Annotated in this window: 13 protein-coding genes and 1 pseudogene; 8 read left to right on the forward strand and 6 right to left on the reverse strand. The window is 61.9% G+C overall.

Annotated features, from left to right (window positions below; translation table 11 throughout):
- From EN914_RS12325 to EN914_RS12345, 5 genes and pseudogenes are all read right to left on the reverse strand, one after another.
- Window positions 1-205, reverse strand: a pseudogene (locus EN914_RS12325) (hypothetical protein); the annotation flags it as partial.
- Window positions 206-213: 8 nt separating this feature from the next.
- Window positions 214-978, reverse strand: a complete 765-nt coding sequence (locus EN914_RS12330) for an amino acid ABC transporter ATP-binding protein (RefSeq protein WP_013532097.1) — start codon at window positions 976-978, stop codon at window positions 214-216.
- Window positions 975-1,634 carry an amino acid ABC transporter permease gene (locus EN914_RS12335; protein ID WP_013532096.1) on the reverse strand — a complete coding sequence of 220 codons (660 nt, stop codon included), beginning with the start codon at window positions 1,632-1,634 and terminating at the stop codon, window positions 975-977. Before EN914_RS12335 ends, EN914_RS12330 begins: the two co-directional genes overlap by 4 nt.
- Window positions 1,635-1,646: 12 nt before the next feature.
- Complete coding sequence (locus EN914_RS12340; protein WP_024504353.1) at window positions 1,647-2,294, reverse strand: amino acid ABC transporter permease; 648 nt, start codon at window positions 2,292-2,294, stop codon at window positions 1,647-1,649.
- A gap of 64 nt (window positions 2,295-2,358) precedes the next feature.
- The gene (locus EN914_RS12345; protein WP_024504354.1) at window positions 2,359-3,141 is read right to left on the reverse strand and encodes an ABC transporter substrate-binding protein; all 783 of its coding nucleotides are present in this window, start codon (window positions 3,139-3,141) and stop codon (window positions 2,359-2,361) included.
- Between the two features lie 135 nt (window positions 3,142-3,276).
- Between EN914_RS12345 and EN914_RS12350 the strand changes: the two genes are divergently transcribed.
- Window positions 3,277-4,236, forward strand: coding sequence for a LysR family transcriptional regulator (locus EN914_RS12350; protein ID WP_013532093.1), 960 nt, complete (start codon window positions 3,277-3,279; stop codon window positions 4,234-4,236).
- A 15-nt stretch (window positions 4,237-4,251) separates the two neighbouring features.
- On the opposite strand, the gene EN914_RS12355 is transcribed toward EN914_RS12350, so the two are convergent.
- The gene (locus tag EN914_RS12355; RefSeq protein ID WP_024504355.1) at window positions 4,252-4,668 is read right to left on the reverse strand and encodes a thioesterase family protein; all 417 of its coding nucleotides are present in this window, start codon (window positions 4,666-4,668) and stop codon (window positions 4,252-4,254) included.
- A 197-nt stretch (window positions 4,669-4,865) separates the two neighbouring features.
- Between EN914_RS12355 and EN914_RS12360 the strand changes: the two genes are divergently transcribed.
- The 7 genes from EN914_RS12360 to EN914_RS12390 form a co-directional block, all read left to right on the forward strand.
- Entirely contained in the window at window positions 4,866-5,114 is a 249-nt protein-coding gene (locus EN914_RS12360; protein WP_013532091.1) for a ParB N-terminal domain-containing protein, read from the forward strand.
- Between the two features lie 199 nt (window positions 5,115-5,313).
- Window positions 5,314-5,799: an SRPBCC family protein gene (locus tag EN914_RS12365; RefSeq protein WP_024504356.1), complete on the forward strand. Its 486-nt coding sequence runs from the start codon at window positions 5,314-5,316 to the stop codon at window positions 5,797-5,799.
- A 40-nt stretch (window positions 5,800-5,839) separates the two neighbouring features.
- The gene (locus EN914_RS12370) at window positions 5,840-6,796 is read left to right on the forward strand and encodes an alpha/beta fold hydrolase (protein ID WP_024504357.1); all 957 of its coding nucleotides are present in this window, start codon (window positions 5,840-5,842) and stop codon (window positions 6,794-6,796) included.
- 187 nt (window positions 6,797-6,983) lie between these two features.
- The gene (locus EN914_RS12375; protein WP_013532088.1) at window positions 6,984-7,382 is read left to right on the forward strand and encodes a GFA family protein; all 399 of its coding nucleotides are present in this window, start codon (window positions 6,984-6,986) and stop codon (window positions 7,380-7,382) included.
- A 185-nt stretch (window positions 7,383-7,567) separates the two neighbouring features.
- Entirely contained in the window at window positions 7,568-7,765 is a 198-nt protein-coding gene (locus EN914_RS12380) for a hypothetical protein (RefSeq protein WP_013532087.1), read from the forward strand.
- A gap of 188 nt (window positions 7,766-7,953) precedes the next feature.
- Window positions 7,954-8,826: an undecaprenyl-diphosphate phosphatase gene (locus EN914_RS12385; protein ID WP_013532086.1), complete on the forward strand. Its 873-nt coding sequence runs from the start codon at window positions 7,954-7,956 to the stop codon at window positions 8,824-8,826.
- Window positions 8,827-8,897: 71 nt separating this feature from the next.
- Window positions 8,898-9,550: phosphodiester glycosidase family protein (locus tag EN914_RS12390; protein ID WP_127389097.1), on the forward strand; the 653-nt coding region annotated here is incomplete at its 3' end.

Consider the following 9,550-nt stretch of genomic DNA (forward strand, 5'->3'; position numbering starts at 1 on the left):
TTGTGATGCCGAACGTCGCAGCTGTCGAACTGACATGCAAAGCCACCGTTTCGCCGGCGCGATAGGAAAACCGGTCGCTGTAGCACCAGATCTCGCCGCGCTCGCCATCCATGCCTGGCCACTCGTAATAGTGGCCGCGCACCGCGTGGCGGCGCTGCTCCGGCGTCAGTCCGAAATCGGGGAATTCCGTGTTTGGGCTGGTCATGGTCATCCTCAGGCGGAAAGATATTTCTTGAGGAAGCTGCGCGTGCGGTCCTTCTGCGGCGCGCGGAACATGTCGCCGGGCGGGCCTTCCTCGACGATCACGCCGCCATCCATGAACAGCACCCTGTCGGCCACTTCGCCGGCAAAGCGCATCTCATGCGTTACGATGAGCATGGTCATGTGTTCGGCGGCAAGCTGTTTCATCACCGCGTTGACCTCGTCGACCAGTTCCGGATCGAGCGCCGAGGTGGCTTCGTCGAACAGCATCACCTTGGGCTGCATCGCCAGCGCACGGGCAATGGCCACACGCTGCTTCTGGCCGCCCGAAAGCCGCGAGGGGTAGGCGTCGATCTTGTCGGCGAGCCCGACCTTGGACAAGAGGCTATGCGCCAGCGCATGCGCGTCACTTTTGGTCATGCCTTTTAGGATGATCGGTCCCATGGAAATGTTCTCGATCACGGTCAGATGCGGGAACAGATTGAAGTGCTGAAACACCATGCCCATCTGCTGGCGCACCTTGTTGATGTGCCGCTCGAAGGCATGGCCGTGCAGCTTCTGGTTGACCTGCACGCCGTCGAGCCAGACTTCACCGGAGTCCAGGGATTCCAAATGGTTGATGGAGCGCAGCAGCGTGCTCTTGCCGGAGCCACTCGGGCCGATGATGGCGACGATCTGCCCGCGATCGACCGACAGGCCTATGCCTTTGAGGACCTCGACGGCGCCAAACGATTTGCGCGCGCCGCGAACCTCGACCATTGGCCGCTGCGTGCTCATCGGGAAACCTCCACATGTCTTTCAAACCGACGCAAAGCCGCCTCGAGCACAAGATTGAGAATGTAATAAAGCGCCGCTGCGGTGATGTAGAACTCGAACGGGCGGAACGTTTCGCTGATCGCCAGCTGGGCCGAATGGACCAACTCGGCGATGCCGATGACCGAGACGATCGAGGATTCCTTCAACAGCGCGATCAGATTACCGCCGATCGGTGGTGCCGTGTTGCGGATGGCTTGCGGTATCACGACATGGCGCAGCGTCTGCCACTTGCCGAAGCCGATGCTGCGCGCACCCTCCGTCTGGCCGACATCGACGGCCACGATGCCGGCGCGGATGATGTCGGCATTGTAGACGGCAAAGTGCAGGCCGAGCCCAACAATGCCGGCGGCAAGGGCAGGAATGTCGATGCCGATCTGCACCAGGCCGAAATAGATCAGGAACAGCTGCAACAGCAGCGGCGTGCCCATGAACACCCACATGAGCGCGCGCACGGGATAGGCAACGATCTTAGGGGCGTAGAGCACGATGACCGCGAACAGGATGCCGCCGACGAAGCTGAGTGCGCCCGCCGAGACCGTCAGCACCGCCGTCCACCAGGCACCAATCAACAGAAGGTCCCAGTAGGGCGCGACGACGGTGAAATCCAAACCTTGCATCGTGCTCTCCGGTCAGACGATGGCGAAGCGTTTGTCGAGCAGGTCGACGATCCGCGCAACCGCGTAGACCATGATCATGTAGAGCAGGGCTGCAACGCCGAATATCTCGAACGGCTTGTAGGTGGAGCCGATGAAGCGCTGGGCGGTGTAGGTCAGTTCGACGACTGAAATGGTCGACACAAGTGCTGATCCCTTCAACAAAGCAACCGTATTGACCCCGAGCGGCCGGATCATCAGCCGTGCGGCCTGCGGCAGCACGACCTTGCGCAAGGTCTGGAAACGGCTGAAGCCTATTGTGCGGGCGGCCTCCGTCTGGCCCCTGTCGACCGCGACCAGCGCACCACGGATCGATTCCGCCATATAGGCGCCGATGTTGAGACCGAGGCCGATAACGCCGGCGGCGAACGGCTCCAGATTGATGCCGATCTGCGGGCCGCCGAAATAGAGCACGAAGAGCTGGATCAGGCACGGCGTGCCGCGAAACAGGCTGACATAGAGCGTGCCGATGGTCCGCAGGATTGCCGATTTCGACATCTTGGCGGCCGCGGCCAATGAAGCAGCCGCGAGGCCCAGGATCAGGGCCAACACCGTGATCTCGATCGTCACCAAGGCGGCCTCCACGAAGAACGGGAAGACGCGCTGCATCAAGGAGAAATCCATGAAAGGGTCCAGCAGGAGTAACGCTCGGCTTCAGGCGGCTTTGCTCGCCTGAAGCCAGGAGAGATCAGCGGATGTCGCTGCCGACCCACTTCATCGAGATCTTTTCGTAGCTGCCGTCCGCCAGCATGTCGTCCAGCGCCTTCTGCATCGCAGCCTTGAGCTCCGGATTGTCCTTGCGGATGGCGATGCCGATGGCAACAGCGCCGCCTTCGATATCGGGCGTGTTGAGCTTGCGGACCTTCTCGCCCGTCTCCTTGACGGCAACCATGACCGGAATGTTGTCGACGACTATCGCGTCGACGCGGCCGGCCCTCAGCTCCAGCAGCAGTTCCGGCAGGCCCTTGTAGGTACGGATATCCCAGCCGCCCTTTTCGCGCGCCCATTTCTCATGCGTCTCGCCCAGCGTCACGCCAATGGTCTTGCCCTTGAGGTCGTCGAGGCTCTGCACTTTCGACTGCTCGCTGACGAAAACGGCGCGGCCGGCGTGGTAGTAAGGCCCGACGAAATCGACCACCTTTTCACGCTCAGGCGTGATCGTCATCGAGCCAACGACGGTGTCGTATTTGTTGGCGAGCAGGCCGGCAATGATGCCGTCCCAGGCCGTGGTGATGATGGTGCCCTTGACACCGATGCGCTCGGCGATGGCCTTGCCGATATCGGCGTCGAAACCGACGACTTCATTCTGGTCGTTGACGAAGTTGAAGGGCGGATACTGACCGCTCATGGAAATCTTCAGCTCGCCCGCCGCCTTGATCTTTTCGAGGTCGTCGGCCCTGGCCGAAACGGCAGTGAAGGTCGACGCAAGCAGCAGGGCCGCAACGGCGATGCCGGAAAATACTCTGTTCATCTGATTTCCTCTCCTCTGGATGGCGCGCAAGGTTTGTTCTTGGGAGGCGTGCAGACGCTTTCCTGTCATCAATGATTGCCTTTGCGGTATCATTGCGCAAATAGATAATGGGAATAGAGAGCATAGATATCAGGAATGGCACTTCCACGCCCCGAACGGCTGGTCTGGGATCTCGACTGGAACCTTCTGCGGACATTCGTCGTCATCGCGGAGGTGAAGGGCATCACGCGAGCTGCGGAGCGACTGAACCTCAAGCAACCCAGCGTCAGCAATGCTCTGCGGCGACTGGAGGACCGGGTGGGCCGGCGTCTGGTCGAGCGCGACGCGACGCGCTTCGAACTGACCGAGGTCGGGCGGCTTCTCTATGAGCAGAGCGTCGAGGTGTTCGGCACCATATCGCAGTTGCCGCTGCTGATGCGCGGCATCAGCGACGATGTTACCGGCCATGTGATGATCGCGACGGCAAGCCATGTCGTCTCGCCGCTCTTTGATCAGGCGCTGTCCGAGTTCCACAGCAACTACCCGCACGCCAGCATCACCATTTCAGTCGCAGCAAGCACCGAAGTCGCCAAGCAGGTGAGGGAGCGGCGTGCTTCCTTCGGCATCTGCCTGGTCAGCCAGCGCGATCCGGCGCTGGAATATGCGATGGTCTACCGCGAGTTCTTCGGCTTCTTCTGTGGGCCGCAGCACAGGCTTTACGGGCAAACCGGGCTGACGCTGACCGATCTCCGGGGCGAGCCCTCGGTATCGTTCCAGACCGACCACATCTCGGATGCGTTGCGGCCGGTCGCGCTGTTGCGCAGCGAGGCCCGGCTCAACGCCGATGTCGTCGGCGTGTCCTCGAGCCTGGAAGAGGTGCGGCGCATGATCGTCGCCGGGTTGGGCATTGGGCCGCTGCCGCTGCACGTCGCGCGGCGGGATGTGGCGGATGGAATGCTGTGGCGGCTGCCGCCCTATGACGCGCCGCCGGCCATCGACATCTTCCTGCTGGTCAATCCGGACAAGGTGATGAACCGCGCCGAGAAGGCGCTGCTGTCAGGGCTGCAGACGCTGATTGCCGACACGCCCCTCGAGGACCGCATCTACATAGGCTGACGGGCGGAGACAGGCTTATTCGATCAGGAAGGCCGAAGAGCGGTCGCGCATCGGCTCGTCCAGAGCGACCGAGGCGCGCGCGGCAAGGTCGAAGCGCACGCTTGTCGTCCGGCTCGATGCGCGGACAATGCCGTCGAGCGAGCCCAACATCACCTGTTCGAAGGTGATGGAGGTGCGGCCGATCTTCACGACATGCGAGCGGATGGTGATGAGCGCACCGGCTTTCGTTTCATGCCGATAGTCGATTTCGGTGCGCACGTCGGCCCATCCGATCTGCGACGCCTGGTTGTCGTCCTGTCCGGCGATATGGCCGAGAAGCTGGAAGCTGGCATCATCGAACATCGCCGCGTAGTGACGCACATTCACGTGCCCCATCACATCGCACATCCAGGGATGAGCGACGCCGACAAAGGTGACGAGAGATTTGCTCATGGGGATTTGCTCCGTGGCCCTCGACGATCGCGCAGACGCAATATCGAAACGCGCGACGACAGGCAAACGATCTGCTGTCCCTGGCATCTTCGAACCGAGAATGGCCTTCGGACTTCGTATTCGTTAGCCGCACCCTTGGCCACCTCCATCAAACGGACTATCTCAGGGGTGGCGGCGTTTCCGCCACGGGGGTCGGCATGCTCAGAGTGCAAAAGGTCAAGGTCGACGAGATCTACGTGCCGACGGCGCGCAAGAAGACGCTGCATCCCGAGACCGTCCGCCATCTCGCCGAGGACATTCTGGAAAACGGCATGAAGACGCCGATCCAGGTCCGCCATGACGGCAAGCGCCACATCCTCGTCGAAGGCCTGCACCGGCTGGAAGCGGCAAAGTGGCTCGGCGAGACCGAGATCGAGGCCTATCTGGTGCAAGCCAAGCGCCACTGAGGCTTTGGCCCATCGATCACTTCGTCATCCTCGGGTCTCCGCGACGGAGCTGCGTTCCTGCTCCGCCCGTGGATGACGAAGGTGAGTGACGCCTCGGGTCAATCGAAACGGTGTCGCAAAATTTTCGCTGGCCGATGTCGGCTTGCGGTTCATCGGCTCGTCCTTGGGACGGAAGCCAGATCAAACGCAGGACGCCATCATGACCACCAAGCTCGACATCGCCCCCACCAACGACCGCGAACTGGTTCTCGCCCGCATCATCGATGCGCCGCGCGAGAACGTCTATCGCTGCTGGACCGATCCGAAACTGATCACGCGCTGGTTCTCGCCAAAACCGTGGACGACGCCGCGCGCGGAGATGGATGTGCGCGCCGGTGGCTCGAGCCTTGTCGTCATGGCCAGCCCGGACGGCAACGAGTTCCCCAACCCAGGTGTCTTCCTCGAAGTCGTTGCCGGCAGGAAGATCGTCCTCACCGACGCCTACACTGAGGCTTGGCAGCCTTCGGAAAAGCCGTTCATGACCGTCGCGCTGACCTTCGAGGACGAGGGCAACGGCAAGACCCGCTACATCGCTCGGGTCAGGCACTGGAGCGTCGCCGACCGCGAACAGCATGAGAAGATGGGGTTCCACGAGGGCTGGGGACAGTGCGCCGACCAGCTCGAAGAACTCGCCAAAACGCTTTGATCCGCATAACGCCTTGATATCGACAGGAGAGGAGATCGATATGTTCAAAATCCTGTTTCTCGCCATTTTTGCTTCGGCCGCAGCACTGCTTGCCTGCCCGGGCATCACCAATGCAGAGGAGACAAAACCTGCCATGACGACTGAAACGAATGCACTGCCGAAGCCGGAAAAGTCCGGCCTTCTGACGATCAACGGCCTGAACTACTACTATGCAATCTATGGCAAGGGCGAGCCGCTGCTTCTGCTGCATGGTGGTCTTGGCACCACGGATATGTTCGCGCCGATCCTGCCGAAACTTGCCGAAAACCGCACCGTCATCGGCGTCGACCTGCAGGGTCACGGCCGCACCGCGCTGGGTGACCGACCATTCACCGTGGAGGCGATGGGCGACGACATGGCCGCCATCGTCAAGGCGCTCGGTTACAGCCAGGTCGATGTCATGGGCTATTCGCTGGGCGGCGGCGTCGCCTTCCGCATGGCCGTCCAGCATCCCGAAGCGGTGCGCCGCCTCGTCCTGGTATCGACCGGCTACGCCACGGACGGCTTCTATGACGAGATGCGTCCGCAGCAGGCACAGGTGAGCGCAGCCGCGGCTGAGTTCATGAAGGACACGCCGATGTACAAATCCTACGTCGCGGTGGCGCCGCATCCGGAGGAGTTCCCGAAGCTCCTCGATGCGCTGGGCGGCTTCATGCGTCAGCACCGCGATTACTCGGCCGATGTCGCCAAGCTGAAAATGCCGGTCATGCTGGCCTATGGCGACAGCGATATGTACAAGCCCGAGCACGAGATCAAGTTCTACCAGATGCTCGGCGGCGGTCTGAAAGATGCGGGCTGGATGCGCGAGAACCTGTCGCAGAACCGACTGGCGATCCTGCCCAACCGCACCCATTACGACGTCTTCTTCGCCCCGGAGCTGACGGCCGCCGCGCTGCCGTTCCTAAACGGCCAGACCAAGGTCAAGACCTGGGACGAGGTCGTCGGCGAAATGGAGTGAACGCCAAAACCGCCGGCTGTTGGCGGGCAGCCGGCATTCCGTGGCTCCATGACGGCTTTCGGCGTCATGGCTTCATCCCAACTCGCATCAGCACAAGCGATGACATTGCATCAAAGCTTTTCAATTGACCCAATCGGCCCCGCCGATACGTTGCGCGCCTATTCTCTCCCACCAGTGGATCCAGACAATGGCAAGATATGAGGGCGGATGCCTGTGCAAGGCGGTGCGCTACCGCGCGGACGCGGCTCCCATCAACGAACGCGTCTGCCACTGCCGGCTTTGCCAGAAGGCGATCGGCGCCGCCTTCAACGCACGCGTGCTGTTTCGCATCGAGGACGTGACGATCGATGGGCCGCTGGCGACTATAGGCTCTTCACCGGATCTCAAGCGCGGCTTTTGCCCGAGCTGCGGCACAACGCTGTTCTCCCGACGTGATTCCGCAGGCATTATCGGCATCACCACCGGTTCGCTCGACGATCCCACGGTTTTCAAGCCGCAAATGCATATTTTCACGGCCTCGAAGCAGCCTTGGCTGGTGCTTGATGACGGCCTGCCGAAATACGAAGGCGCCCCTCCGCCAGGCTAATTTTTCCCTTCTCCCCTTGTTGTGGAAGAAGGTGGATCGACGCGCAGCGCCAGGGGAAGGGAAGAGCGCAAGCATGGCCAAAATTTAATCCAAATCGACACGAGATAGCCGGCAAAGCGTCATTGGCGAGCCATCTTTGTCGTCCTATTTAAGGGTCGCGGGTACGGCATTCGAGGAGACGACGGATGAACGACAGCATCAGCACCCTGGACGAGCTTTTGAGCGATCCGATGGTCCTGCTTGTGATGGAGCGCGATCGTGTGCGTCCCGAACAGGTGCGCATGCTGCTCGAACGGGCTCGCCGGCCTTCGACCGATGAGCCCGAAGTGCCGCCGGCGCATGTGATCGCCAGGACATGCCAGAAACTCTGGCTCTGCCCGTAGTCGCTTTGCGATTTTCCCTGTGTGCCTCAAGCCGGCCCCAAGGTGGGCCGGTTTCGAACGGCGTGCACCTCGGCGTGCCAGCTTACAAATCCGTAAATTGATTATCCGGCCCATGACGATAAGGCTTGCCCGGGATTGACCTTGGGTCGGTCCACCCAACTCCGATCTCTCATGCATGGAATTCGATTTTGGCCGATATCTGCACCCAAGGCCTCGACACGGGCTTCGTCGGCCTGGGGTTCGCCAAGGTGGCGTTCCTCGGCGTGGTGCAAGGCATCACGGAACTGCTGCCAATTTCCTCGACTGCCCATATGCGCATCGTGCCGGCCGTGCTCGGCTGGCAGGATCCTGGCTCCGCCTTCTCCGCCGCCATGCAGCTTGCGGCCCTTGCCGCGGTGGTCAGCTATTTCTGGAGCGACGTCAGGGATATCCTGTTTGGATCGCTCGACGCTCTGGCGCGACGCGATTTCGCCGACCGGCATTTCAAGCTGGCGCTCTGGATCGTGCTGGCGACGATCCCCATCGTCATCGCCGGCGTTGCGCTGTCGGGCCTGCTCAACGCCTGCAATTCGCCGCTGCGTAGCCTGACGGTGATCGGCTGGGCCTGCATCGCCATGGCTATCCTGCTGGCGCTGGCCGAGATCTTCGCCCGTCACCGGCGCAGCATGGGCGATGCGTCACTGACCGATGCGCTGCTCGTCGGTATCGCCCAGATCGGCGCGCTTGTCCCCGGCGTCTCGCGCTCGGGCTCGACCCTGACAGCGGCACTGGGGCTCGGTTTCAAGCGGGCCGAAGCGGCGCGCTTCTCGTTCCTGCTCGGGCTGCCTGCCATCGCGCTCGCCGGCCTCAAGGAACTCTGGGAACTGCACAAGGTCCATCTCGACGCCCATGGCTGGTCGGTGCTTGCTGTCGGGCTGGTCGTCGCGTCGATCTCCGCCTTCTTCGCCATATGGGGGCTGATGCGCGTGCTGGAGCGTTTCTCGGCTTGGCCGTTCGTCATCTATCGCGGCCTGCTCGGCATCGTCTTGTTGTCGAGCGTCGCCATGGGATGGCTCGTCTGAGGCAGTTCCACAGTATCGCTTGAAACGGGCTATATCCGTACCGGACCTCGAACTTCGATTCCGGTACGCACATGGATTTTTTGACCCTCCTGCAATCGGTGCCACTGTTGCTGGCGATGGCCAAGGGGGCGCTGCCGTCGGTGGCGGCGCTTGGCGCGTCGTTCGGCCAGTGGGTTGTCTCGCTGCCGCCATGCCGGGACTTCACCTTCGAGGCGACCAGCTATCTCGTTTGCGAGGTCGATCCGAAACGATATCAGCTCGAGCTGTTCTGGAAGGATGCGGCGGGCAAGCCGTTTCAGTCGCTGCACAATCTGCATGCCGCGCAACAGGCGATCGGGCGCACGATGCTGTTCGGCATCAATGCCGGCATGTATCACCCGAACCTCGCGCCGGTCGGTCTCTATGTCGAGCGCGGCCAGGAGATGGCGTCGGTGAAAACGGGTTCGGGAAGCGGCAACTTTTCCCTGCAGCCAAACGGCATTTTCTACATACGCGACGGCAGGGCCGCGGTCCGCGCCACCAGGGACTTCGTGAAGAGGCGCCCGACCGTCGACTATGCGACGCAATCGGGGCCGATGCTGGTGATCGACGGCAAGCTGCATCCGAAATTCCAGGCCGACGGCACTTCGCGGAAAACCCGCGACGGTGTCGGGGTGCGAAAGGATGGCGTCGCGGGTTTTCCGCGAAGTGCCGTCGGCCTGGAATTTCGGATGCAGCTTGCCGT

This window comes from Mesorhizobium sp. M7A.F.Ca.CA.001.08.2.1, assembly GCF_003998455.1.
GTDB classification, from domain to species: Bacteria; Pseudomonadota; Alphaproteobacteria; order Rhizobiales; family Rhizobiaceae; genus Mesorhizobium; species Mesorhizobium ciceri.

Coding starts and splice junctions, on each gene's coding strand:
- EN914_RS12340 (WP_024504353.1), bottom strand. CDS start 2,294: ATGGATTTCTCCTTGATGCAGCGCGTCTTCCCGTTCTTCGTGGAGGCC.
- EN914_RS12355 (WP_024504355.1), bottom strand. CDS start 4,668: ATGAGCAAATCTCTCGTCACCTTTGTCGGCGTCGCTCATCCCTGGATG.
- EN914_RS12360 (WP_013532091.1), top strand. CDS start 4,866: ATGCTCAGAGTGCAAAAGGTCAAGGTCGACGAGATCTACGTGCCGACG.
- EN914_RS12380 (WP_013532087.1), top strand. CDS start 7,568: ATGAACGACAGCATCAGCACCCTGGACGAGCTTTTGAGCGATCCGATG.
- EN914_RS12370 (WP_024504357.1), top strand. CDS start 5,840: ATGTTCAAAATCCTGTTTCTCGCCATTTTTGCTTCGGCCGCAGCACTG.
- EN914_RS12345 (WP_024504354.1), bottom strand. CDS start 3,141: ATGAACAGAGTATTTTCCGGCATCGCCGTTGCGGCCCTGCTGCTTGCG.
- EN914_RS12330 (WP_013532097.1), bottom strand. CDS start 978: ATGAGCACGCAGCGGCCAATGGTCGAGGTTCGCGGCGCGCGCAAATCG.
- EN914_RS12350 (WP_013532093.1), top strand. CDS start 3,277: ATGGCACTTCCACGCCCCGAACGGCTGGTCTGGGATCTCGACTGGAAC.
- EN914_RS12335 (WP_013532096.1), bottom strand. CDS start 1,634: ATGCAAGGTTTGGATTTCACCGTCGTCGCGCCCTACTGGGACCTTCTG.
- EN914_RS12365 (WP_024504356.1), top strand. CDS start 5,314: ATGACCACCAAGCTCGACATCGCCCCCACCAACGACCGCGAACTGGTT.
- EN914_RS12375 (WP_013532088.1), top strand. CDS start 6,984: ATGGCAAGATATGAGGGCGGATGCCTGTGCAAGGCGGTGCGCTACCGC.